Raw genomic sequence first — 24,311 nt, forward strand, 5'->3', positions numbered from 1 at the left:
GGGGTCGACGCGTCGGCCGCCAATTTCACCACCCGATTGTTACTCGTGTCGGTGACGTATATGTTGCCCGCCGTGTCGACCGCGACGCCCTGGGGATTCTTCAGGCCGGTGAACGGCAACGGGCTCGGGGTCGACGCGTCGGCCGCCAATTTCACCACCCGATCGTTACCCATGTCGCTGACGTATACGTTGCCTGCCGCGTCGACCGCCACACCGGTGGGCAGGGTGACACCGGTGAACGGCAGTGAAGTCTGTGACGAGTAGGCCGGGGCGACAGCTGCGGGCGAGTTGCCACCGCCGCCTGATTCTCGTTGGACACTGATGACGACAGCTACGGCGGCCACCACCGTAACCGCGACTGCCGCCGCGAGCAGCCCGGCGGTCTTGGGCGACAATCTGATTCGCCGCCGATGGCGCGCAGCCACGTCCTCGGTGGTGCTGACCGCGGAATCGCCCAACGCGGCGCGGGCCGCTGCGGCCAGCTCGCGCACGGTCTGGTAACGATCGTCGGGATTTTTGGCCATTCCCTTGGCGATGACCGCATCGAACGCAGTCGGTACATCGGGTGTAGTGGTGCTGGGCCGCGGGGGTGGGGTGTGCAGGTGATGGGCGATCACACCCTGCATCCCCAACTCGCTCGCAAACGGCGGTCGGCCGGTCAGGCACTCATACAGCACGCACGTCAACGCGTACACATCCACTCGGGCATCGGCCTTGAGCTCCGCGCTGATCTCCTCCGGCGCCATGTAGGCAATGGTGCCGATGGTCTCGCCGATCGCGGTCAGCGTACGGTCGTCGGTGGCGTGGGCGATCCCGAAGTCGATCAGGGAGGCGAACTCATCGGCCCCTAGCAGGATGTTGGTGGGTTTGACATCGCGGTGGACCAGCCCGGCGTCGTGGGCCGCCTGCAGCGCGCCGGCCACCTGTGTGACGATCGCGACTGCCCGCTGCGGCGACAAGGCCCCTTCTCGCGTGATCACCTTGCGCAGGTCGGTGCCCTCGATCAACCGCATATTCAGATAGAGCCGACCGTCGATGTCGCCGAAGTCGTGGATGGGGATCACATGCGGCTCGGTCAACTGCGCCACCGCCAGGCACTCCCGGCGGAACCGCTCGCGCAGCCGCTCGTCATCGGCGAAGCGCTCGGGCAACACCTTGAGCGCCACGACCCGGTTGGTCAGCGAATCATGCGCCCGCCACACCTGGCCCATTCCGCCCTGACCCAGCAGCGACAGCAGCCTATAGCGTCCGAACGTCTCCTCTGGCCCCCAAGTGGCGTCCACGCCACCCACTGACTTGTCGTTCATTGCGCCGTCCCGTGACCACCCGACTGGCAAACGGTGTACCTGCTTGCACTCCAGCCCCGTCCGAGAGCGGGTAGCCCACACTAGTTGATTTAGCCAGGCCAGACAGTCGAGAGTCGGCGCTATCGTCGGCGCGCGAATTTCCCAGCCATGCTCGTGCCGGCAAGTACGCGGCCGGGCACTGGCCCGGTGCGAGTGCGCGGATCGTGCCCAGAAGTCCGCCAACAAACCTGTCGCAGGTTCAGCGTACCTCTGAGCCTTACAACCAACTTCGTGAATCCGGCAGTCCAGCACCACGTGCTTGCTCGGCTGCTGCCATTGCCGCGGCGAGCGGGGGTTATGGTCATAGCGGGCACGCAGAAAGATTTGGTGCTGAAGGTGCCGGGGGATGTGTCTGCCACCCGCTAGATATGAAGGCAGTGCGCCAGCGACTATCGACGAGCATGACAAACCGCAAGACTGACAGCACCCGGACGTTGTTTGTAGCGCCGTCGGCCACACCCGATGTCATTGCTGCTGCCCTCGCCGGAGGCTTTGATCTGCTCACGGACGATCCCGAACTGGTGATCGTCGGCGGGGAGGTCTTGCTGCAGTCGGCAGAACCGAGACGTCGTTCCGGCAGTGGCAGGCCTGCCTGGAGCCGAATTGCGGTCTTGCGGGTGTTGGCCTTCCGGCCACTGCAGCAGTCCGAACCTGCGGCGGCGATCAGTGTCAGTCAGCAGGCCGTTTCTCTTGCCCTGAGTCGGCTTTCATCCACGGTGGCTCGCAACGAGAATGGCTGGGTCACTCTTGATGGTGCGCTCGAGTCTTGGGTGCGTGACTATTCGGGACCTGGCGGGACTGTCAGCTGTATGGCCTGGACGATCCCGCAACGCAAGTAAGTACCGCTCTGCGGTTGCTGAATGACTTCGGGCTGAATGCTGTTGTGTCCGGCGATCTCGCCGCAGACGCCTACGCGCTGTGGCAGCTGCCTACCACCGTGCACATATATCGGCCCGAGATCATTGATCTCACCGTCGTCGGGTTCTCCCCGGTCGAGCCGACCGACGCGACGATGACCATCGTCGTCCCTGAAGATCCCACGGTCGCGCACGTTGCTTCAGCCTTCGGCGCCCGCCAAGGTAAATGGCGGAGCGCGTTCACCGGCTCCGCGAACTACGCCAGATTCACCGCCATCATTCGGCGTAACGTCGGAATCTGAGTTCACGTCGGTGACGCGATGCGGACGCCTCGCGGCGATCGGGATCGACTGTCGAAGTGGCTGCGCCGACTTCATACCAGATCGGAGAGCAGCTCCTCGAGAATCGACTCCTCATGCACAGCCAGTTCGAACTGTGCCATGTCAGAACGCAACTGGGGTCCCATGGCGTCGCAATCGGGCGTCCTGTGGGCGGGAGCCGCGGTACGCCGGACCGATGGCTCGCGCCTCGACCAGGGAGTCGAGGGCCGGACGATGCTGCTGGGGTGCCGGGGCCGCGATCGTCCGAACTCGGTCAGTTGTGACGGCGGATGATATCCGTTAATTGCGGCCTAGTGGATTCGTCGGATATTAGCCACTAATTGCATCTTCCGATTCTGATCCCGTCGAATCCTCGACTACCGGTACCAGACGCCGGAATCCCAGTCGCCATAGTCCCAGACATTGAAATCGTAGCGGTCGTGGGCGCCTGCGAAAACGTAGCCTGTCCAGCCGGCCGAGGTGTCGCAGATTTGGTCGTCGTGGTTGCAGATGGTGAGGACTGGGGTGTTGCCGAACCAGTCGTCGACGCCGGCGAGTGGGTAGCCTATGAGCCAATTCCAGGGGGTTGCGGAGAGGCCGGCTGAGCCGGGGCCGGGAGCGCGTTTGGGGTCCGATAGGAGGATGGCGTTCGTGTTGCCGGCGTTCTGGTGGGCGGTGATCCAGGCGTGGAGGATGCCTGCCCCCTCGCTGTGGCCGATCAGCCGGATGTGATCGCGCGGACATTCGTTGCGGTGCGACCGGAAGAGCTGGTCGAGTTGGTTGTAGGCCGACATGGGATCGGCGGAGTTGTATCCGACCGATTGGTCGACGTAGGGGGCGAACACCGATGGGGTGTTGTCGCCCGATCCGCCGATTCCGATGGCCCAGTCGGATGTGCAGTAGTCGGCCCGGGCCGCCGGACTCGTCGTGACGGTGAGGGAAAAGAGGGTGGCCGACAATAGTGCGGCGAAGAGCGCCATTGCTCTACGCATGATCGTGCTTTCTTTGTTCTTGACTCCGGGATCGGCCCGGCCCGTGCAGAATGCGACCGGAAACTACTGGCGTTCTCGTCCGCCGGCGAAACAATTACCTGGGCCCGGCTCAGCGGGGCCGTAGCGAAACATCGGAGGCCATGTTTCTTTCACCTCGATGCGAGTAGTTTTCGGTCGCCGCGTGACTATTGCGGCGCGTCCGATTTCAGCTTACGCGTTATCTGGTTTTCGGCCATGCGGCGATCGGCCGCATGGCACCGAAAAGTGCTAGGAGCGGAAATCTGGTGGGATGGCCCTGGAAAACGCTTCTATGCCAAGGATTTTCGTGGTGCAGCCGCACCGTCAATAGTCGAGGGCGTGTTCTGGTTGGCAGACGTCCAGGGGAGAGGGGAGGTAGCGGACGATGGCGTTCAGGAGGGCGGGGGTGCCGGCCGCCGGCGGGGTGGCGCTGCAGAGGATGGGGATGATGTCGCCGATGCGGGTGAGGGAGCGGATCCGGCGATGCAGGTGATCGGATGGGCCGTCGGTCGCCGCGGACGGCGTACGCGGGTGGGATGCGTCCTGCTCTGTCACCGCGGTCGCGAGTGCGTCGTACCACTGTTGCGCGGTTTTCCAATGGCTGCCGTAGGTTTCGGCGGCTATCGGCAGCAGGGACCAGGTCGAGAGCAGGTCGATGATGCCCTCGTATGCGGTGCCCGTGCTGAAGGGGAATTGCAGGGGGAGCGGGGTGGCGCCTCGGGTGGCGGCGATTGCGCGGATGCAGCGGTCGAAGTTCGCGGCGGGGTGGTCGAGGTTGGTGATGAGGCAGAGGCGGGCGACCTGGTGGTCGTCGGCTACCCGGAGCATCGTCTCCAAGCGGGGCGCCAGGGGGCCGGCGGCGTCGATTACCGCGATGACGCCGTTGGCTACCCGGATGTGGCGCTGGAGTTCCGCGATGGGGGTGTCGGTGGACAACTCGGTGAGGCGGATCGTGTGGTCGATGCCGTTGGTTGTCCAGTGCAGGGTGGTGGCCGAAACCGGGCGGGTGGAGTGCTGCAGGAGGCGGTGGGCCACTCGCGTGGTGCCGGCGGGGTCGCCCAGGAGGGTGATGTCGCGGATTGACTGGGGGTCAATGGCTTTGGTGCCCATCGGGTTGCGGTACTCCAGATCGCCTCGGGGTGGCGGTGCGTCCTCGATCTGGGGTCACCGTACCTCCGGGCGGGGATTCGCGGAGCGGAATTCGGCCCCAAAGTAGAACGTGTTCCTATACGGTCGGGGTTGTGCAGAAAGAACAACGCCCCGCTGTGGCTGACTGGTTCACTGCGGAGGACGGTGTGGCGCGGCTCAAGGGGAGCCGCTGCAAGGATTGCGGCACACCGTACTTCCCGAAGAACACGCTGGCCTGTCGAAACCCGCGCTGCGCCGGTCCCAAGGACGGCTCCGAGCTGCAGGACTACCTGTTTTCCACGCGTGGCCGGATCTGGTCGTACGCGGACGCCCGGTACAAGCCGCCCGCCCCGTACGTCTCGGCCGATCCGTTCGAGCCGTATGTCGTTGCGGCGGTGGAGCTCGAGGTCGAGCAGATGGTGATCCTCGGGCAGGTCGTGCGCGGGTTCACCGTGGACGATCTTGCCGTGGGCATGCCGGTCGAACTGGCCGTGGGCACGCTGTACGAGGACGACGAGGCAGAGCACACGGTGTGGATGTGGAGGCCGGTCAATGACTGACGCGAATCGGGACATCGCCGTCCTCGGTGCGGGCATGCACCCGTGGGGCAAGTGGGGGCGGAACTTCGTCGAGTACGGGCTGGTCGCGGCGCGTGCCGCACTCGCCGATGCCGGCGTGGACCACCTCGATGTCGGCTACATCGCCGGCGCGGACACCATCCGCAACGGCTACCCCGGGTTCGTGTCGGGCGCGACGTTCGCGCAGGCACTGGGCTGGTCGGGTGCGCGGATCTCGAGCAGCTACGCCGCGTGCGCCTCGGGCGCGCAGGCCATCGCCAACGCGCGCGCTCAGATCCTCGCCGGGCTGACCGATGTCGCGCTCGTGATCGGCGCGGACACCACGCCGAAGGGCTTCTTCCAGCCGGTCGGTGGTGAACGCCGTGATGACCCGGACTGGCTGCGCTTCCACCTGCTCGGCGCCACCAACCCGATCTACTTCGCGCTGTACGCCCGCCGCCGCATGGCGCTGCACGGCGCCACGCTCGAGGATTTCGCCGCGGTCAAGGTGAAGAACGCCCGGCACGGGCTGAACAACCCGTATGCCCGGTACCGCAAGGAGGTGTCGGCCGAGGAGGTCGCCGCCTCGGCGATCGTGTCGGATCCGTTGCGGCTGCTCGACATCTGCGCGACCAGTGACGGCGGCGCCGCGCTGGTGCTGACGTCGATGGAGTACGCGCGCAAGCACGGCATCGCCGATCCGGTGCGGATCCGGGCGCTGTCGACGGTGACGCCGACCTTCCCGAAGACCGTGATCGATCTGCCGGACTTCGCCACCGATTCCGCCGTGGCGGTGGAGCCGTCCTCGCGCGTATTCCGTTCCGCCATCGCGGATGCCGCGTACGAGGAGGCGGGCATCGGGCCCGCCGACCTGTCCTTCGCGGAGGTCTACGACCTGTCCACCGCGCTGGAGCTGGACTGGTACGAGGACATCGGGCTGTGCGAGACCGGTGGCGCCGAGGAGTTGCTGCGCAGCGGCGCAACCACATTGGGCGGCCGGGTGCCGGTGAACCCCAGTGGCGGTCTGGCCTGCTTCGGTGAGGCCATTCCCGCGCAGGCCATCGCCCAGATCTGCGAGCTCACCTGGCAGTTGCGCGGCCAGGCCGACGGACGTCAGGTGGAGGGCGCGCGGGCGGGTATCGCGGTGAACCAGGGCCTCTTCGGCCACGGCTCCGCGATTATCGCCACCCGCTGAGTCAGCGGCTCCGGCAATACTCCGAGAACCCGGGCAATGCCCGGGTTCTCGTATTTATGCCAGTGGTGAATGCTGTTGCGGCAGAACGGATCTCGACATGGCCGCCCGTCCAAGAGAATGGTTCCATCGGGAAATCTTCCAGGCGATATCAATTCGACGGCCTTGCTCATCTGCTGTTATATCGATCCACTTCCGAACTTACACCGGCGCGCAGACCACCAACCCGTCGGACTCGTTCCCGGGCATGGTCGCGCAGTTCACCGGTGCGACCGCGGGACAGTCGGGCGTCTACTACGACGACACCTTCAACTACGACCTGCTGCCGGCCGGCACCACCGACTGCGCCCACACCCCGAAGGGCGCCGAGGTCGCGATGACCGAGGCGATGGACAAGAACCAGAACTCCATCGACGCAGGTCAGGGCCTGCCGGGTCTGCCGGAGGGCATTCTCGCCATGACCGGTAGGCCGGCGACCCTGCTGAACCCGGCCGCCATGCCGGTCGACCCGGCCACCTGCAAGCCGGTCTACCCGAACCAGTACCTGCAGGTGAACTCGGTCTTCGACATCCTGCACGCCGCGGGCAAGGTGACCGCCTGGTCGGACAAGCACCCCGCCTACTCGATCCTCGAGGGCAAGGCCGGCAACTCCATCGACGACCTGTTCACCCCCGAGATCAACTCGGATTCGCCGGTGGCGGGCAAGGATTGGACCAAGGACGACAAGTACACCCAGCAGTACGACGGCTACAAGGTGCAGGCCGTCATCAACGAGATCGACGGCTTCGACCACAGCCACAGCAAGCAGGTCGGTGAGCCGTCGATCTTCGGCATGAACTTCCAGACGGTCTCGGTCGCGCAGAAGCTGCCGACCTCCGACGGCATGACCGGTGGCTACCAGGCCGACGGCGTGACCCCCGGCGCGCTGCTGTCGAGCGCCCTGGACTACGTCGACGGTCAGCTGGGCCGGATGGTCGGTGAGCTGAAGACCGAGGACGAGGACAAGAACACCACCGTCATCGTCTCCGCCAAGCACGGTCAGTCGCCCACCAAGCCGTGCGATCTGACCCGCATCGACGACGCCCCGATCATGACGGCCCTGAATGCCGCGTGGAAGGCCAAGCACCCCGACGCGAAGCAGGATCTGGTCGCGTTCAGCGTGAACGACGACGCCATGCTGTTGTGGCTGAACGACCGTTCACAGGGCGCCGCCGATTTCGCCGAGCAGTGGCTGCTGAGCAACAACGGCACCGGTAACGACATCAAAGGCGCCGCGAAGCCGTACACCAAGTCGGGCCTGACCGAGGTACACGCGGGCGCCGACGCCGCCTCGTACCTGGGCGCCCCGGCGAACGACCCGCGCCACCCCGACCTGGTCGGTGTCGCGCAGGTCGGCACGGTCTACACCGGTGGGAAGAGCAAGATCGCCGAGCACGGTGGCGCGAACCCGGCCGACCGCAATGTACCGCTGGTCGTCTCCGGTCCGGGCGCCAAGAAGGGTGTCGTCACCGAGGCCGTGCAGACCACCCAGATCGCTCCGACGATCTTGAAGCTGTTGGGTGAGAACCCGCAGAAGCTGGACGCCGCCAAGGGCAATGGCGTGAACGTGCTGCCGAACCTGGACTGATGTAGGACTGCTCGATCACGGACGGCTCGCCGGAGACGGCGGGCCGTTCCGCGTTCAGGGCAGGACGTTCGGGATCAGGCCCGGGGCCTGCTCCGCGACCCAGGAACCCGCGAAAGATCCCGCGTAGTAACCGATGTACGTGCCGGCGACGCCGCCGAGGATGCCCCCGCCGATGACGCCGACCGGCGCTCCGACCCCGGCCGTCAGCGCGGTGGCGAGCGCGCCACCGGCCGCGCCGCCCAGGACGGCTCCGGCGACGCCGCCGATGATCTGGCCCGCGGTCTGGCCGATGTACGTGGCGTTCTCGATGGGGCTGGCGATGGGGGCAGCCGCCGCGATCGGGGCGGCCTGCGAGACAGGTTGCGGCGCAGCGGGTTCGAACGTGTCGAGCACAGGGGCGGCGGTGGCCGCGTCGGGCGCGAAGCTGAGCGGCGCCTCCTGCTCGGTGACCGGCCCGGCGGCCGGATCAGTGACGGTGACCGCGGTCGCCTCGGCAATGGGCGCGGAGAGGGTGGTCGCGACGGGCAGCGCATCGGCGGGCTGGGCGGCGGCCGGTGCTGCGGTGGCCACGCCGAGGGCGGCGGGGACGACCACGGCAGCGGGCAGGCCGCGGAAGAACTTCGTGGGGGTGCTCGGTGCGCGGTGCCGTCCGGCCATGGGGGTTTGCCTCTCCAGGGTGGTGCGTGCTGTCACCCGACCATCGTCGGCGAACTGTGGGGCACAACACGAATGTGACCCGCTTCGCAGAATCGTTCGCCGGGCTATCAGGATTCGGAGAGGTGGGCAGAGTCCTCAGATCCGCGCGGGGGCGCCGCGCCGCCGCGGCCGCATCTGATGCAGGCGATACCAGGCCAGCATGAGGAAGATGGCCGCCAGGCCGGCGACGACTCCCATATCGAGCAGCCACGTGCCGAGGGTGTGCTTCCACAGCGGGTCGGGCCCACCGTCGTGCGGCGAGAGGGTGTCGAGGTCGAGACTGGCCGCTGCGGCGCCGTAGCCCCACCGGGACGGCGACAGGTAAGCCAGCTGTTGCAGCACCGGCGTGCCGGGCAGCCGCACCAGCCCGCCGGTGAGCACCAGTTGCGCCATCGACAGCACGATCAGCAGCGGCAGTGTCTTTTCCGAGCTGTTCACCGAGACCGACACCAGCAAGCCCAAGGCCAGCGACGCGATGCCCAGCAACGCCATCGCCAGGACCACCTCCAGCTGGACCGAGGTGAATATGCCTGTCGGCGGGAACTTTTCGCCGATGGTGCCGATGAAGAACAGCACCGCCGTCTGCAGGATGGTGATCACTCCCAGGACCAGCAGTTTCGACAGCAGATAGACCCCGGCCGACAGTCCTGCCGCGCGCTCTCGGCGGTAGATCGTCTGTTCCTTGACGATCTCGCGAATCGAGTTGCCGGTGCCGACGAAGCAGGCGCCGAAGACCAGGATCATGAGCTTGGTCCCGGCATCGGTGTTGGTTCCCGGCGCCCCGGTGAACCCCGCGCCCGAGGGCACCGCGGCGATCAAACCGCCCAGCAGCAGCGGCATCACGCCGAGCAACGCCAGATAGCTGCGGTCCGAGGCGATCACCGCCAGATACCGCCGGCACAGTGTGCTGAGCTGGCTGAGCTTGGACTGCCGCGGGGGCGGTGGCGCCGGTGTGTGTACTTCTTCCGTCGGTCCGACGTCGCCGGTCAGCCCTGCGGCGACGTAGTTCTCGAAGCGCGGGGAGTCCCGGAACTCGCCGGCCCAGTCGCGGTTCTCCTCCCGGTCGAAGGCCTGGAACACCTCGGCCCAGGTCCGCTGCCCGAACTCCTCCAACCCCTCGGCGGGCGGGCCGTAATAGGCCAGCTTGCCGCCGGGCACCAGCACCAGCAGGCGGTCGCAGAAATCGAGATTCGCCACGCTGTGGGTGACGACGATGACCGTCCGCCCGTCGTGGGCGAGTTCGGACAGCATTTCCATGACCGTCTTGTCCAGGCCGGGGTCCAGGCCGGAGGTCGGTTCGTCGAGGAACAGCAGAGACGGTTTGGTCAGCAGTTCCAATGCGACGCTCACCCGTTTGCGTTGCCCGCCGGAGAGCCGATCGATGCGGGTGTCGGCATGCCGCGTCAAGCCGAGTTCTTCGAGGACCTCATCGACCCGCTGCTCGCGCTCCTCTCTGCGGGTGTCACCGGGGAACCGCAGTTCGGCCGCGTAGAGCAGGGCGCGTCGCGTCGGGAGCTGGTTGTGCAGGATGTCCTCTTGCGGAACCAATCCGATCCGGTGTCTCAGCTCGTCGTAATCGGTGTACAGGTCGCGTCCGTCGTAGCGGACGGTCCCCTCGGTCGCGGGCTGCAGCCCGGTGACCGCGCCGAGCAGCGTCGACTTGCCCGCTCCGCTGGGCCCGATGACCCCGACGAGTGAGCGCTGCCCGATGGGGAAGCTCACCTCGTCGAGCAGTACCTTGCCTTCCGGTGTCCGCACGATGAGGTTCTGTACCGAGACCGAGATGTCACCGGTGTCGACCGACTCGCGCAGTTCGTCGCCGACGAGCCGGTAGGTGGTGTGCCCCATGCCGATCAAGTCGGATTCGGACAGGTCCGCGGCCTCGATCCGGTGGCCGTTGACGTAGGTGCCGTTGTGGCTGTCGAGGTCGACGACTCGATACTTGCCTTCACCGATCACCTGTAGTTCGGCGTGATGGCGAGAGACCATGAGGTCGGGCACAACGATGTCGTTGTCGGCGGCGCGTCCGATCCGGAGCGTGCCCGAGATGATCCGCACTATCGCGCTGGGGTGGGCCGACGGCGGCGACGAGCGCGACACTCGCCGGGGCAGGCCCGGCTCGAACTTGGTGACCGTGGCTTCATCGTCGACGTTGTAGCCGGGATTCGGGACGATCATCGTGTCCCCGCCGAACTCGTCGTCGGGGTCGGGGGCGGGCTTGGCTGATGTCTCCAGCGAGCAGGACAATCGGGCGCCATCTCGGGCATGCCCCAGCTTGAAGGTCTCGTCGTGGTCGATCAGCATCCGCTCGACGCGGCGGCCGTCGAAGAAGGTGCCGTTCAGGCTGTGCGCGTCTTCGATCTCCCAGCCGTTCGATCCCCGCTCGAGCACAGCATGCAAGCTCGAAACACGCGGATCGGTGACCACAATGTCGGCGGTCGGATCACGGCCGATGTTGTATGCACCGCCGGCGCGCAGCCGATAGACGTGTTCTCGCGTCTGCACCACAAGAACCGGCGATTCGGAGAATTCCGTGGATGACTGCTCATCCGCCATAACGAGAGTATACGACCGTGCCTATCTGCCGAGGCGATAATCGGCCACAACCATCCGTTCGTAATGTCCTTCTTGTTCAATTTGCACTGTGGCCTGCGCGGGGCTGACCAGCACGAATCCGACCAACCGTGCGGAGTGGTCATTCCATTCGATAACAATCGGATCCGTGGCCAGGTCGCTCGACGGCCGCTACCTGGTCCTCGCGAAATAATGCCGATGGGATTCGAAATACTAATCCGACTGAACCTGACGCAAGATCGAAGCCGAATATTTCCCAATTCGTTTCGTGGACTGAATTCCGTGACATGCCATATTCCAAATGTGCACACGCCCGCACCGACTCGGCATCGCGTCGGGGATGGTCTGACGGGTCGGTGAACCAGGTCGGACGTCCGGGATCGGTTGCGGGGACTGCTCGGCCACTCGGGATCCTCGCCGGTGGCCGAACCCGCTCCGGCGACGCCGACCGCGGCGGTGAGGGGCGTGGCTACGGAAAGCCCGCGGAGCAATCTGCCGCACCGCGAATATGACCGGCTTCCCGCAATGCGTCTACAGTGACGAGTATTCGCCGAGGGCAACGACCCCGCGTCCGGGGTGTGCCGCCGGAACCACGACCTTCACGGCCTGCGATCGCAGGGTGGGCGATTCGGCGATCTATTCGCAAATCGGTGGTATCCAGGCGGCCCGATCGGGATCGGACGCGGTCGGCGTACCAAACGGTCCAAAACGCTCATCTGAATTAGTTATGTTTCATATGCTCTGGCGCGCGGAGTGGGGGAAGACTGCACCTGCTCCGCCGACTGGATAAGAGGAACAGTTTTATGAAGCGAACCATCCTTGTGGGAGTTGCGGCCTGTGCGCTGCTCACGGCCGGGCTCGGAACGGCTGCGGCAGAGCCGCTGACCCTGTCGGACGTGGACATCACGCCAGGTTCGGCGGCGGATCTGGGGAACGCCGTAGGGAACGGCTCCGTGAACGTCGGCAGCGCGGCGGCCGGGCTCGGCAGCGCGTTCGGCGGCGGGTACGTAGGCGGCGTCCTCAGCGGGCTGTCCTCGCAGTAGCCGCGGACCGGGCGGGCGGTCGTCGTTCGCGCGGCGGCCGTCCGTCGGAGGGCGATCTGGATCTCACATGCGGGTAGCCGCGGCTTGTGATAACGCGGGGCTGGATAGCATCGGTGCACGTACGCATCGAGGCAACCCCGAGGACTTGTGTTGACTACCGACCATCTTGACCGCTGGAACGCTCACGAGGCTGCCGCGGAGGCGATGATTCCGATTATCGGCAGGCTTTATCGCGACAAGGGGGTGACGATCCTCCTGCACAGCCGGTCGCTGGTGAACAAGTCGGTGATCAGCATCCTGCGCACGCACCGCTTCGCCCGGCAGATCGAGGGTGAGGAACTGTCGATCGACGAGACCCTGCCCTTCCTCGAGGTGCTCAGCGGGCTGGATCTGGGTCCGAGCAAGATCGATCTCGGCCGCCTGGTCCACGCCTACCGCGCCGACGACCGCGGGCTGTCGATTCCCGATTTCACCGCGACGGTGCTGGCCGAGGTGCTCGACGGGAACAAGGCCGAGCCGCAGGGTCCGCGCGATGTCGTGCTGTACGGCTTCGGCCGCATCGGCCGCTTGGTCGCGCGCCTGCTCATCGAGAAGGTCGGCTCCGGAAACGGGCTGAACCTGCGGGCCGTGGTGGTGCGCAAGGGCGGCGAAGAAGATCTGGTCAAGCGCGCGTCGCTGCTGCGGCGGGACTCGGTGCACGGGCAGTTCAACGGCACCATCAAGGTCGACGCCGAGAACAACACGATCATCGCCAACGGCAACGTGATCCGGTTCATCTACAGCGACTCCCCGGCGGCGATCGACTACACCGAGTACGGGATCAACGACGCGATCCTGATCGACAACACCGGCAAGTGGCGTGACCGCGCGGGCCTCGAGCAGCATCTGCGTCCCGGCATCGCGAAGGTCGTGCTGACCGCGCCGGGCAAGGGCGATGTGCCGAACATCGTGCACGGCGTCAACCACCGCGACCAGGACGTGACGCAGCAGATCTTCTCCTGCGCGTCCTGCACCACGAACGCGATCGTGCCGCCGCTGAAGGCGATGGACGACGAGTTCGGCATCGTGCGCGGGCACGTGGAGACGGTGCACTCGTTCACCAATGACCAGAACCTGCTGGACAACTTCCACAAGTCCGATCGCCGTGGCCGGTCCGCGCCGTTCAACCTGGTGCTCACCGAGACCGGCGCGCAGTCCGCGGTGAAGAAGGCCATGCCGGACTTCCAGGCCAAGATCACCGGCAGCTCGATTCGCGTTCCCACGCCGGATGTTTCGGTCGCGATCCTGAATCTGCAGCTGAAGCGGGAGACCGATCGCACCGAGGTGCTGGAGTACCTGCGGCAGGTGTCGCTGTCGGGTCCGCTGAGCCGCAATCTCGATTTCACCGCGGCCACCGATGTGGTGTCGAGTGACTTCATCGGGTCGCGGGCGGCGTCGATCGTGGACGCCAATGCCGCCATCGTGGACGGCGACACCGCGATCCTCTACCTCTGGTACGACAACGAATTCGGCTACTCCTGCCAGGTGGTCCGGACCGTGCAGTACATCTCGGGTATCGAGTACCCGACGTACCCGCGGCTGGGGGAGCAGGATCCCGCCGAGGGAGTGCCCGCGGTGGCCGCGGTGGGATAATTCGCGGCAGACGATGTGAACGGGGCCCGGCAGTCACACTGCCGGGCCCCGTTCACATCTCGGGTCTAGCCCTGTTTGACCGGCTGCCAGCAGACCACGCGAGCGGGCTGCGGGGTAACGGTCGCCCCGGCGGGGATGGCGCACTGGTTCGGGTCGGTGGAGCCGTCGAAGCGGCCGCCGATCTGGACGGTGACGCCCGGCCCGGCCTTGCCGGCGCAGTCGATCGGGGTGATCTGGTTGACGTCGGGCTGCATCGAATAGCAGTCGCCCACCTTGACATTGGGGGCGAAGCACAGCGAGTGGTTGCCGTCGGTCAGCACGAAGTAGCCGGCGTCGCGCAGCTTGCCGTCGGGGCAGGTGGCGCCGTTGGTGACCGAGGCGGCGAGTTCGTAGACGGCCGCGTGGTCGTCACACGAGGTGGGGTGGATCTTGCCGATCTGGGCGCCGCGGTAGTCGGTGGCGGACACGCAGTTGCCCACGGCGAGTTCGGGATCGTGGGTGGTGGTCGTGCTGGTGCCCTTGGTGACGGTGGCGAGGATGCCGAGCGCCAGGATCAGGACGCCGGCGACGGCGACGACGGTGCCGGTGTGCTTGGGCATCCCGGTCGAGGCGGCCGCGTCGTCTGCGGGCTGCTTCGACCGATTGCGCAGAACGAGGCCCACCACCAGCAGGACCACACCGGCCGTCGGGATCAGCAGGGTGCCGGCGGAGACGCCGGAGGAGTCGGCCGAGTCTGCGGCCGCAAGGATCGCGGTCGACCCGATTTGCCCAATGAACACTGTCTTTCAATTCCTTCCGGGTCCGGTAACGGACACGGGCAGGAAGGTACCCCGAGACGGGGACCGGTCGGGCTGTTTTGAAATGAACTTGTTCCGGAAATTTGCGGACGCGCCGGTCGGGCGCCGGAACGCGGGCCCTTTCTGCGACGGGCCCGCGCGGTCCTGGTTACGAGTTGCAGCCGTGCTTGAAGGGCAGCCGGTCCGACCAGCGCTGCGAGTTCGGGTCGTAAGCCTGGATGTAGGCGTCGTTGCCGCCGGTGCAGGCGCGTGGAAACCCGAGTTCGGGTCCCACATGGTGGTCTCGTAGCCGAACGAGGCGCCCGCGTAGCCGTTGTGCACGCCGGCGGTCACGGCGTAGACGGCCAGCCGGGTGCCGTTGTCGCGGTTCACGATCAGCGTGATGGTGCCCTTGTCGAAGTGGTCGCCATTGATCTTGTACTGGCTGCCCGCGTCGGAAGTCTGGGTGCAGACGTCGCCGTTGCACTTGTCCCCGGCGGTGTAGGTGGTGAGCCAGATGTTCAGCGACGCCTTGCGCGAGGCCGCCGCGGCATTGTCGTCCTTGGCCTGTTGCCGCACCGCCGTGGTGACACAGACGACGTCCCCGTCGTCGGCCCCCGCGCCAGACGAAGCGGTTGACACAGGTGTTGGGCCCGTAGGCGCCGCCGGCCTTCCGGGACGCGACTGCGGCATTGTCCGCCCGCGCCTGATCCCGGGTGGCCGGGCTGACGCATACGTGGTCGGCCGCGTTGGCCTCCCGCCAGACGTAGCCTTCCTGGCAGGTGTCCGGCCCGTAGTCCCCGCCGGCGTTGGCGACGGTGAGGCTGCCGAACAGTCCGAAACCTACGGTCCCGACGACGGCCGCTGCGAGCGCGGCGCGGGCGGCGGTACGGGCGTAGGTGGCGATCATCGGTGCGAGTTCCTTCATTCAGTGGTGATCGGGTGCACCGAGAATGCGGCCCCCACTAACGAGCGCCAACGGTAACTCATCGTTCGCGCGGCAGTTCGCGTCCGCTCGCGAACAGCAGCAATGCCCGATCGTGGCCTCGACCACGCGGCCCGCGTCCCAGTCGGTGTCGGTAGCGACGAGGGAATGGCCGCCCGGCGTGTCGCGGATGCCGAACTGGCGGAATTGATGTGGCGGCGGGCCGCTGCCGCCCGCGATCTTCGACGAGTTCATCGCCATGAATGTGCCGGACCTGCGCACGGATCGGGATCCGGCGCAGCTCGTGGCGTTCGCCGAGCTGGCCAGGACGATCGCGGATCCGGTTCTGGGCGTAACGATTTCAACTGTGGCGGTCGGGCGGGGCGGGGATCCGGCTCCGGCGCGGGCTGCTGGAAGGTGTTGCCCAGGCTTGTGAAGCGGTGGGGCCGGCGCTGATCGCGCAGGAGCCACCCCGGCCGGGCCGCCCGGGGCTGGATCGATTCTCGGATGCGCGCGCCGCCGCGCGCGGTGCACGTGACACGATCCGGTTCCGTCGGGGATCGCTGTGCGGCGCGAGGGATTCCGATGATCGGGTGCGGCGGTACTGGATGTGCACCGAAGCGGTCCGGGGCACTCAGCACGGGGATCTCGCAGCAGTGGCTGCTCGAGGCGCTCGGCGGGTCGGTGGGTGCCGCGTCACCTCGATGGGGCGAGGTGACGCGGCCCGGCCGCGTGGAAAGTCGCCGGTATCAGGAGATTTCGCGGGCGGTGTCCGCCAGCCAGTTGCGGAGCCAGGTGGTGGCCGTGGTGCCGTTGGCGTCGACGACGTAGCGCGGGTAGGACTGGTGGACGCCGGAGGCCAGGAAGTCCTGGACCTGGCGGACCCACTGCTCGCTCGCCGGGTCGTCGGCCGGGGCGGACAGGATCGCGGCGGTGCCCTGCCACAGGGCCTCGTTCAGGATGGACTGAAAAGTCATGGCGTAACTCGGGATCTGGAGCGGATCCTGAGCGGACATCTGGGTGAGCAGCCCGGCCGAGCGGCCGGCCAGATCGTCGTTGGGGACCGAGCAGTAGAGATCGCCCGCGGCGCAGAAGGTGCGGACCCTCGGGCTGAGCCAGCCGAAGCCGCCCGCGCGCGCCCCGCCCGCGCCGGTGCCGGGCACCGGGGGGCCGATCAGCGCGTCGGTGGGGGAGCGGCGGGGGTCGGAGATCAGCCCGACCGCGGCCACGCGATCGGGTGGGACCACGCCCACGCCGGTGCCGATCTCCGCGGCCAGGTCGCCCGCGGCGTCGGCGCCCTGGCTGTAGCCGATCAGGGCGAAACGCGTTGCGCCGCACCGCGCCGCGGTCCCGGCGATGAGGGCGCGCGCGGCATTCACGGCGTCCCGTTTCGAGGTGCCGTACACCTCGCCGTCCCAGGGGAAGGCGGTGGCCGGATAGCTGACGTAGTCGCTGCGCACCGAGCCGGGCAGCCCGTGGGTGACCTGCCCGAGCATGCCCTGTTTCGGTTCGTCGACGGAGGTCTCCCAGGTGCCGGGGACGGCGATCACATTGAGACTCGGGCAGTCCGCGGGTGCGGCCTGGGCGCTGGGTGCGCCGGTGGCCGTGAGCATTCCGGCCGCGGCCGCCACGACGGCCGTCAGGGCGCCATATGCCACCCGGTAGGTTCGCGCTGTTCGAAAAGACAAGGTACACACCCCTTGTTCGGATCGTTCGGACGACTTCTCCACCGCAGGGTTGATGCTTTGCTCGCGCCCCACGCGGTGTCTCCGGGCAGACCACCGTGTATGCCCGAGAGGGGCGGCATAACGAGGCGAACATACCAAAGGAATTGGCTGGTCCCGCTGCTCATCGCGCGGGAAACGCCGAGAACCAGACAGATCGGATATGTGGGACCTGGGCAGGCGCGCACTCCCGGTTCGCCGATGTCCGGCTCGAATTCCCTTGCGCCGTAACTATTCGGATCGAGACAAATCGCGAATTCCGGAGACCGGCGTCACTTGTATCGACGCGCTGTCGCTGTGGCCCGCCCAATCCCCGGATGCCGCCGGTTCGCCGATTCGGCCCTGCTATCAGCGAATCAGCGGTATCGCCGCAGGGCGCGAGGGCTGGAATTTCGGCAGCATCCTGCCTCGGGAGTTGCCCCGGCCAATTATCGGTGTCGCCGAAGAAGGCGGGGGCTGGAGTTGCGGCGGCATCCCGTCTCGGGAGTTGCCCCGGCCGCGATCTCGGAGAATTGGTCGACGAGACGCGCGGCGGGAAAGGAGCTTACGGCTATGACAATCATCGGGACACGGTCGGACTATTGGCGTGAGACCGCACGGCGATGTCCTGTGCCGCACGATGGCTACTCGGCCGGCCGGAGGATCACGACCGGAATCTCCCGTTCGGTCCAGGCCTGGTAGGTGTCGAAGTCGGCGTATGCCTCGACGAGCCGGGGCCACAGCCGGGCCCGCTGTGCCGGGTCGGCGGTGACGGCGTGTACCGGGAACCGGTGGGCGCGGATCTGGATGTGAGTGTCCGGGTTGGCGCACAGATTGCGGTACCACTGCGGGTGTTTGGGGAGCCCGCCCTGTGAGGCCACCACGATGGTGTCCGGCCCGTCGGTGATGTAGAGCAGCGGCACGGTGTAGACGGTCGCCGTCTTGCGGCCGCGGTGTTCGAGCAGCAGGGTCGGCACCGGTTTGCGGAAACCCGCTCCGATGCGCCACTTTCCGCCGATGCGGCCGCCGGTGCGGCGGTAGATCCAGACCTGGGCCTTGCCGACGCGCTTGAAGATCTTGGGCAGCATCGGGGAGTCGAGCTGGCTGGGCCGGGGCGGGGTGGTGGTCATGGGCGTCCTTTCGCGTCCATCGACCATACAGTGATAGCCATGTGTATGGTCAAGGCCCGGCAGTAGCCTCGGACGGGACAATCGCGAGCGAAGGGATGGCGATCCGGTGCGCACGCATGGATGGTCGGGGTCGGCGCCGGCCGATGACGCCGAGGCCGTCGACCGCATCGTGGCCGCCGCCCGGCGGGCCATCGATCGATCCGGCGACGAGTTCAGCATTGCGGAGGTGGCCCGCGATCTCGGTGTCACGCGCCAGACCGTGTATCGCTACTTCCCCAGTGCCGAAGCGCTTTTGACGGCCACCGCGCTGGCGCAGACGGAACATTTCCTGAATGTGCTGGCGGAACGGCTCGGCGATATCCGCGATCCGGCGACCGCCGTGGTGGAGGGCATCGCCTACACGCTCGAGCGCCTGCCGGAGGAGAAATACCTCGGCCTGCTGTTGCGTTCAGGGCGGGCCGGTGCTTTCTCGGTGGGCGTAACTTCCGATACCGCACGGTCTTTCGGGCGTTCGATTCTGGAACGCTTCTCGGTGGATTGGGCCGCGGCCGGAATCTCCGGCGCCGATCTGGATGAACTCGTCGAGCACATGCTGCGCATCGTGCAGTCGTTCGTCATCGATCCGGGCCGGCCGCCGCGGCGGGGCAGCGAGATTCGCGGCTATCTGTCGAGATGGGTCGCGCCCGCACTGGTTTCGCGTGATATGTCCGTCCGCGAATAGCGGCGCGAACCCTGCCATCGGCGACCACGGGCAGCCGAAGGGGCAGCAGCCGGAGCCGCGGCACCGGCGGACGGGAAACCCCGGGGTCTAGCCTGCCCCGGGGTTTCGGTGTCCGCCCATTTGCGGCACGCCGACACGTTTAAGAACGGTGTGAGTCTGACGTTAACGTGACGCTCTACGATTGAGCTACGGCCCATCGGTGGCTGAGCCGGCGGGAGTTGAACCCGCAACCTTCACGCTGACAATCCGTTCTCTCGATTCGGCGTTCGGCGGAGAATGCTGAAACTGGAGCGATAGTGTGAGTTTGATGAGCGCGGTGCCTCTGCCATTTGGGCTATCCCGCCGTGGATGGCGGGAGGAGGACTCGAACCTCCACTGGGCCGCTGTGCCCGTCACAGGGAACTTCGGTTTCAGCTTGCGCTCCTTGCGCACTGTCGACTCTAGACGGCGCCGCGGCGATCAGCCAAACAAATATCCGAAGATCTCGCCGCCGAGCTTGCGCTGGGTGATCTCGGCATTGTTGGCCTCCTCGCGCGCGAATTTCACTGCGTGCTGGAGCTTTTCGACGCGTTCGGTGAGCTCGTTGACGCGCTTGGCGGGCAGCGCGCCGGAGAACCGGATGGTCCGCCAGTAGCCGACCACCACGTCCTCGTGATACACCTCGACCTGCGCCGGATGCTTCTCCGTCGCTTCGGCTTTCACGTGGTTGCGCGGAATCTTCTTGGTGCGCACCGTCTGTACCGGTTCGGTGGCGTAGCAGTCCGCGGCGGAGTCGTACTCCCAGGACTCGGCGGCGTCCAGCACCGGCAGTTTGCGCACGAAAGTGTGCAGGTCCACCAGCTGCTTCTCCAGGAACAGCAGGTAGGTGATGGGCGCGTCGGCGATCAGGGTGCGGCCGTCGACCACGACGTCGGCGGCGGCGGTGCAGTTGGCCCAATCCTTGGTCGCGACAACGTCGAACAGTTTGGTCAGGATCTCCGCCGTGGTCTGCAGGACCTCCTCGGATTTCACCTGGACGCGCGTCGACTCGGGCGGCAGCTGCTCGCCCTCCTCGTCCTTGGGGCGGTAGGTGCGCGAAATACCGCTCAGCAGCGGGTTTTTGGCCAGTTTGTGGTGGGCCTCGGTGAGGTCGGAGAAGGTCCGGGACTTGATCCCTTTCTCGACGGCGACAATCTGATTCAAACGTGTCATTCGGGCACTGTATCGGTGCTCGCACGGAAGCGACCACCGGTTTTCCGGCGGTCGCCGCCGTGGCTGCCCGGCCTGGCGCCGACCTGTTTCAGCTTGGCGGCCAAGGGGTTTCGGCTCGTTATCGCCGCGCGCTCTCCGGCCACGCCGTCTACCGGACCATGCTCATGCACCTGATGCCGGTGGGCGGCTGGGCTTTACGAGCCATCGTGGCGGCGCTCGGCCTCTAGCTGGTGACGGTCCGGATGGTCCAGAAGTCGGAGGCGTTGACCGAGAGCAGGTAGGCGTAGGGAATGGTGCCGTAGCCGTCGAGGCCCCAGGCGGGGCCCCACGAGTTGCGGATCTTGAAGAGCGATGTGGCGTCGTCGTATCCGACCGCGACCACGCAGTGTCCGCCCTCCACGCGGTCCATGGCGCCGGGCAGCGGGATCGCGCCGGTCTTGTCGACCTCCGGGGTGAAGAGGCTGTCGTAGACGGTGAAGCCGAAGACGAACGGATAGCCGTCGGCCAGGCAGCCGCGCATCTGGGAGAGCGTGCCCGCGACCCGGGAGTACTGGATGGCCCGATGCTTGGTGGCGTCGGTGAAGCACTGCCGGGGCGGTTCGGTCGCGAATTCCGAAATGTCGTAGGGCCATTCGGTTTCCGGGCAGGCGCCCAGGGTGGCGACGCTCTTGATGCCGTCGCGGATCATCGCGCCCGCGTCCTGATCGACGGTGCCCTCCATGACGCGTTCGTTGTAGTAGATGAACAGCCGGGACGGGGTGGACTCGTCGGCGATCCGCTGTTCGATGGCGTCGAACTGCAGCGCCCCGGCAATTCCGTTGCCGGTGCACGAGCTGAGCTTGCCCTGGTCGTAGACGGCGCCGAACTGGGAGGTCAGATCGACCGACGGCGGCAGCTGGGTGAGCACCTCGGCCGGCGCGGCATAGAGGTGGTCGCGCTGGTCGGGCAGGTCGGGAATCCAGCCGAGCTGTTTGTTCTGCTTGACGCTGATTGTTTTCATGACGGGCGGTCCTTCGGATGTCGACGGTGAATCGCCCGGCGGGGCGAGTTCTGATGTCCTCCAGTGCAGCCCGCGCGGCCGTAATCGGAAACGAGCGAAGTTCGAAAACGTCTTCACTCGAACTGATCGAGACGAGCCCCGGAAAATCGGGTAGCCCACCACTCGTTACCCCGGCGCCCGATCGCGGGATATTCGATGTGCACGCGAAGCAGAGAACTGCCGACGGCAGCCGGTCATCGACCACCGGTGTCGAACGGCGCTAGGGGGTCGGTCGTGGAGTTGCGGGCAACTGCGTTATTTCGTGACGCTGGCGGAAGAGCTGCATTTCGGGCGCGCCGCGGCGCGCGAGCACATCGTGCAGTCGGCATTGAGCCAGCAGATTCAACGGCTGGAACGCGAACTGAGCGTCCCGCTGGTGGAGCGCAGCACCCACTATGTGCGTCTCACCGCCGCGGGCACGCTGCTGCTGTCCGAGGCCCGGCTGATCCTCAGCCACGTCGACCGGGCCGCGGCCGCGACCCGCACCATGACCGGACCGGACGCCATCCTCCGGGTTGCGGTGGGGGACGCCAGTTTCGACACCATGCCGGTGGTGCTGGCCGCGGTCCGGCGGCACCATCCGAACCTGGTCGAGGTGCATCAGATCGAGGCCGGGGTGCCCGAGCAGTGCCGGCTGCTGGCCCAGGGCCGGCTCGATGTCGGTATCGGGCGCGCCGCGCAACTGCCGGCCGGGGTGGCGTCGGAGGTGATCCGCCTGGATCGGCTGGGCGTGCTGGTCGCCGCCGAGCACGCCTGGGCGCCCCGGCGCGCCGTACCGCTCGCCGAGCTGGCCGGCGAGACGCTGGTGTTCGCCGACGAATCCCGGGCGCCGGAGTTCAACGAGTACATCCGGGAGCTGTGCCGCACAGCGGGATTCGCGGCCACGCCGTATCCGGGCACCGTGCACAGCGTGCTGGGCGCGGGCCGGCTGGTCCGCGACGGTCACGCGGTGGTGTGCGTGCCCCGGTCCTGTGCGCCGTTGCCGGGCCTGCACTGGATTCCGATCGCCGAGCACTGCTACTACCCGTGGTCGCTGCTGTGGCGCGCGAACGGCGAGACCGAGGCCGTACGGTCCATTCGCTGCTGTGCCCGGGCGCTCGGCGCGCGGCTCGGCTGGACCGCCCGCCGCGAACCCGGCGGGACCGACGTCGCCTTCCGATCGCCCGCCCGGGAGGCCGCGACCGAAGTCGCGTGAGCCGGGGCGACGCCACGAGCGGCCACCGGACGTGTGGCGTGGGCTGCCCGCATCCCGGCTGGGGAGGGAATCCGGCGTGGGGTAGAAAAGGTATGGCGTCGTGGAGCGCATCCGTCGATGCCGCCGCCGAGGAGACTTCGTGCGGCCATCACATCTTCGAACGGAGAGGCTGTTTCATGGCGACCTCGGAAGCGCGCGCTCAGATCGGCGTGACCGGCCTGGCGGTCATGGGTAGCAATATCGCCCGCAACTTCGCACGGCACGGCTACACCGTCGCCCTGCACAACCGCAGCATCGGCAAGACCGACGCCCTGCTCGAGGCGCACGGCGCCGAGGGTGATTTCGTGCGCACCGAAACCGTCGAGGAGTTCGTGGCCGCGCTGGAGAAGCCGCGCCGGGTGCTCATCATGGTCAAGGCCGGTGACGCCACCGACGCGGTGATCGAGGAGCTGGCCGCGGCCATGGAGCCCGGCGACATCATCATCGACGGCGGCAACGCCCTCTACACCGACACTATCCGCCGCGAGGCCGCCATGAAGGCGCGCGGGCTGAACTTCGTCGGCGCGGGCATCTCCGGCGGCGAGGAGGGCGCGCTCAACGGCCCCGCCATCATGCCGGGCGGCCCGAAGGAGTCCTACGAGTCGCTGGGCCCGCTGCTGGAATCCATTGCGGCACAGGTCGACGGCACCCCCTGCTGCACCCACATCGGCCCCGACGGGTCCGGCCACTTCGTGAAGATGGTGCACAACGGCATCGAGTACGCCGACATGCAGCTCATCGGCGAGGCCTACAACCTGTTCCGGGACGCGCTGGGCTTCGACGCCAAGCAGATCGCGGACGTGTTCACCCAGTGGAACTCCGGTGAGCTGGAGAGCTACCTGGTGGAGATCACCGCCGAGGTGCTGAACCAGGTCGACGCCAAGACCGGCAAGCCGCTGGTCGACGTGATCGTGGACGCCGCCGAGCAGAAGGGCACCGGCCGCTGGACCGTCAAGTCCGCGCTCGACCTCGGCATCCCCGTCACCGGCATCGCGGAGGCGGTCTTCGCCCGCGCGCTGTCCGGCTCGCGCGCCCAGCGGGCCGCCGCCAAGGGCCTGGCCTCCGGCGTGCTCGGCGAAAAGCCCACGGACGTCGCGGAATTCACCGAGGCCATTCGCCAGGCCCTCTACGCCTCCAAGATCGTCGCCTACGCGCAGGGCTTCGACCAGATCGCCGCCGGCTCCGCCGAGTACAACTGGGATCTGCACCCGGGCGATCTGGCCACCATCTGGCGCGGCGGCTGCATCATCCGAGCCCGCTTCCTCAACCGCATCAAGGAGGCGTACGAAGCCGATCCGGCCCTGCCCAGCCTGATCCTCGCGCCGTACTTCCGGGAGGCCATCGAGACCGCCATCGACAGTTGGCGGCGCGTGGTCGTGGTGGCCACTCAGCTCGGCATCCCGGTCCCGGCCTTCGCCTCCTCTCTCTCCTACTACGACGGCCTCCGCGCGGAGCGCCTCCCGGCTGCCCTCACCCAGGGCCAGCGCGACTTCTTCGGCGCCCACACTTACGAGCGCGTCGACGCCGACGGCAAGTACCACACCCTGTGGAGCGGCGACCGCAGTGAAGTCCCCGCGTAATTCGCGGTAGGACAAGACGTTCCCCGAGCG

22 protein-coding genes and 1 pseudogene are annotated in these 24,311 nt (G+C 67.1%); 11 read left to right on the forward strand and 12 right to left on the reverse strand.

What is annotated here, in order from left to right:
- Nucleotides 1-1,529, reverse strand: a 1,529-nt coding sequence (locus ON33_RS05945; RefSeq protein WP_245550317.1) for a serine/threonine-protein kinase, incomplete at its 3' end; no start/stop codon positions are given.
- 218 nt (nucleotides 1,530-1,747) lie between these two features.
- Between ON33_RS05945 and ON33_RS40970 the strand changes: the two genes are divergently transcribed.
- Entirely contained in the window at nucleotides 1,748-2,185 is a 438-nt protein-coding gene (locus ON33_RS40970; RefSeq protein ID WP_157184425.1) for a hypothetical protein, read from the forward strand.
- Nucleotides 2,186-2,199: 14 nt separating this feature from the next.
- A complete protein-coding gene (locus ON33_RS05950; protein ID WP_040856168.1) occupies nucleotides 2,200-2,505 on the forward strand; it encodes a hypothetical protein in 306 nt (101 codons plus the stop codon).
- Nucleotides 2,506-2,900: 395 nt separating this feature from the next.
- Here ON33_RS05950 and ON33_RS05955 read toward each other — a convergent pair whose 3' ends face one another.
- The gene (locus tag ON33_RS05955; protein WP_051151691.1) at nucleotides 2,901-3,503 is read right to left on the reverse strand and encodes a cutinase family protein; all 603 of its coding nucleotides are present in this window, start codon (nucleotides 3,501-3,503) and stop codon (nucleotides 2,901-2,903) included.
- 354 nt (nucleotides 3,504-3,857) lie between these two features.
- Entirely contained in the window at nucleotides 3,858-4,643 is a 786-nt protein-coding gene (locus tag ON33_RS05960; RefSeq protein ID WP_040856176.1) for a GTP-binding protein, read from the reverse strand.
- A gap of 155 nt (nucleotides 4,644-4,798) precedes the next feature.
- On the opposite strand from ON33_RS05960, the gene ON33_RS05965 reads away from it, so the two are divergent.
- The 3 genes from ON33_RS05965 to ON33_RS05975 all read left to right on the forward strand — a co-directional run bounded on the left by ON33_RS05965 (nucleotide 4,799) and on the right by ON33_RS05975 (nucleotide 8,037).
- Nucleotides 4,799-5,221, forward strand: coding sequence for a Zn-ribbon domain-containing OB-fold protein (locus tag ON33_RS05965; protein ID WP_040856182.1), 423 nt, complete (start codon nucleotides 4,799-4,801; stop codon nucleotides 5,219-5,221).
- Nucleotides 5,214-6,413 (forward strand): lipid-transfer protein, encoded by a 1,200-nt coding sequence (locus ON33_RS05970; RefSeq protein WP_040856184.1) that lies wholly within the window; start codon nucleotides 5,214-5,216, stop codon nucleotides 6,411-6,413. Before ON33_RS05965 ends, ON33_RS05970 begins: the two co-directional genes overlap by 8 nt.
- Before the next feature lie 97 nt (nucleotides 6,414-6,510).
- Nucleotides 6,511-8,037 (forward strand): alkaline phosphatase family protein, encoded by a 1,527-nt coding sequence (locus ON33_RS05975; protein WP_083868629.1) that lies wholly within the window; start codon nucleotides 6,511-6,513, stop codon nucleotides 8,035-8,037.
- Nucleotides 8,038-8,091: 54 nt separating this feature from the next.
- Here the strand turns inward: ON33_RS05975 and ON33_RS05980 are convergent, their stop codons facing one another.
- Together ON33_RS05980 and ON33_RS05985 are read right to left on the reverse strand one after the other, a co-directional pair.
- Nucleotides 8,092-8,730: a hypothetical protein gene (locus ON33_RS05980; protein WP_157184426.1), complete on the reverse strand. Its 639-nt coding sequence runs from the start codon at nucleotides 8,728-8,730 to the stop codon at nucleotides 8,092-8,094.
- 99 nt (nucleotides 8,731-8,829) lie between these two features.
- Nucleotides 8,830-11,289 carry an FHA domain-containing protein gene (locus ON33_RS05985; RefSeq protein ID WP_051151693.1) on the reverse strand — a complete coding sequence of 820 codons (2,460 nt, stop codon included), beginning with the start codon at nucleotides 11,287-11,289 and terminating at the stop codon, nucleotides 8,830-8,832.
- Nucleotides 11,290-12,110: 821 nt separating this feature from the next.
- Between ON33_RS05985 and ON33_RS05990 the strand changes: the two genes are divergently transcribed.
- Together ON33_RS05990 and ON33_RS05995 are read left to right on the forward strand one after the other, a co-directional pair.
- Nucleotides 12,111-12,350: a hypothetical protein gene (locus ON33_RS05990; protein ID WP_040856191.1), complete on the forward strand. Its 240-nt coding sequence runs from the start codon at nucleotides 12,111-12,113 to the stop codon at nucleotides 12,348-12,350.
- Between the two features lie 150 nt (nucleotides 12,351-12,500).
- Nucleotides 12,501-13,982, forward strand: coding sequence for a glyceraldehyde-3-phosphate dehydrogenase (locus tag ON33_RS05995; protein ID WP_040856381.1), 1,482 nt, complete (start codon nucleotides 12,501-12,503; stop codon nucleotides 13,980-13,982).
- 65 nt (nucleotides 13,983-14,047) lie between these two features.
- On the opposite strand, the gene ON33_RS06000 is transcribed toward ON33_RS05995, so the two are convergent.
- From ON33_RS06000 to ON33_RS06020, 5 genes are all read right to left on the reverse strand, one after another.
- On the reverse strand, nucleotides 14,048-14,761 hold the full coding sequence (locus ON33_RS06000) for a hypothetical protein (protein WP_040856194.1): 714 nt from the start codon (nucleotides 14,759-14,761) through the stop codon (nucleotides 14,048-14,050).
- A gap of 6 nt (nucleotides 14,762-14,767) precedes the next feature.
- On the reverse strand, nucleotides 14,768-15,400 hold the full coding sequence (locus ON33_RS42500; RefSeq protein ID WP_174391488.1) for a hypothetical protein: 633 nt from the start codon (nucleotides 15,398-15,400) through the stop codon (nucleotides 14,768-14,770).
- 286 nt (nucleotides 15,401-15,686) lie between these two features.
- Nucleotides 15,687-15,938 (reverse strand): hypothetical protein, encoded by a 252-nt coding sequence (locus ON33_RS06010; RefSeq protein WP_157184427.1) that lies wholly within the window; start codon nucleotides 15,936-15,938, stop codon nucleotides 15,687-15,689.
- Between the two features lie 494 nt (nucleotides 15,939-16,432).
- Nucleotides 16,433-17,371 carry a cutinase family protein gene (locus ON33_RS06015; protein WP_306307505.1) on the reverse strand — a complete coding sequence of 313 codons (939 nt, stop codon included), beginning with the start codon at nucleotides 17,369-17,371 and terminating at the stop codon, nucleotides 16,433-16,435.
- 659 nt (nucleotides 17,372-18,030) lie between these two features.
- On the reverse strand, nucleotides 18,031-18,516 hold the full coding sequence (locus ON33_RS06020; protein ID WP_040856206.1) for a nitroreductase family deazaflavin-dependent oxidoreductase: 486 nt from the start codon (nucleotides 18,514-18,516) through the stop codon (nucleotides 18,031-18,033).
- A 106-nt stretch (nucleotides 18,517-18,622) separates the two neighbouring features.
- On the opposite strand from ON33_RS06020, the gene ON33_RS06025 reads away from it, so the two are divergent.
- Nucleotides 18,623-19,237 carry a TetR/AcrR family transcriptional regulator gene (locus ON33_RS06025; protein ID WP_040856210.1) on the forward strand — a complete coding sequence of 205 codons (615 nt, stop codon included), beginning with the start codon at nucleotides 18,623-18,625 and terminating at the stop codon, nucleotides 19,235-19,237.
- Between the two features lie 459 nt (nucleotides 19,238-19,696).
- On the opposite strand, the gene ON33_RS06030 is transcribed toward ON33_RS06025, so the two are convergent.
- Nucleotides 19,697-20,428 carry a DUF7873 family protein gene (locus ON33_RS06030; RefSeq protein WP_040856212.1) on the reverse strand — a complete coding sequence of 244 codons (732 nt, stop codon included), beginning with the start codon at nucleotides 20,426-20,428 and terminating at the stop codon, nucleotides 19,697-19,699.
- Nucleotides 20,429-20,556: 128 nt separating this feature from the next.
- On the opposite strand from ON33_RS06030, the pseudogene ON33_RS43080 reads away from it, so the two are divergent.
- Nucleotides 20,557-20,646: pseudogene (locus tag ON33_RS43080) on the forward strand (hypothetical protein); the annotation flags it as partial.
- Nucleotides 20,647-20,651: 5 nt separating this feature from the next.
- On the opposite strand, the gene ON33_RS06040 reads toward ON33_RS43080, so the two are convergent.
- Nucleotides 20,652-21,428: a C1 family peptidase gene (locus ON33_RS06040; RefSeq protein WP_040856217.1), complete on the reverse strand. Its 777-nt coding sequence runs from the start codon at nucleotides 21,426-21,428 to the stop codon at nucleotides 20,652-20,654.
- 289 nt (nucleotides 21,429-21,717) lie between these two features.
- Between ON33_RS06040 and ON33_RS37970 the strand changes: the two genes are divergently transcribed.
- Together ON33_RS37970 and gnd are read left to right on the forward strand one after the other, a co-directional pair.
- The gene (locus ON33_RS37970) at nucleotides 21,718-22,662 is read left to right on the forward strand and encodes a LysR family transcriptional regulator (RefSeq protein WP_281033188.1); all 945 of its coding nucleotides are present in this window, start codon (nucleotides 21,718-21,720) and stop codon (nucleotides 22,660-22,662) included.
- Nucleotides 22,663-22,838: 176 nt separating this feature from the next.
- Nucleotides 22,839-24,281: an NADP-dependent phosphogluconate dehydrogenase gene (gene gnd / locus ON33_RS06050; RefSeq protein WP_040856221.1), complete on the forward strand. Its 1,443-nt coding sequence runs from the start codon at nucleotides 22,839-22,841 to the stop codon at nucleotides 24,279-24,281.
- Nucleotides 24,282-24,311 lie beyond the last annotated feature (30 nt).

The sequence above is a fragment of the Nocardia niigatensis NBRC 100131 genome (genome assembly GCF_000308655.1).
Classification (GTDB): domain Bacteria; phylum Actinomycetota; class Actinomycetes; order Mycobacteriales; family Mycobacteriaceae; genus Nocardia; species Nocardia niigatensis.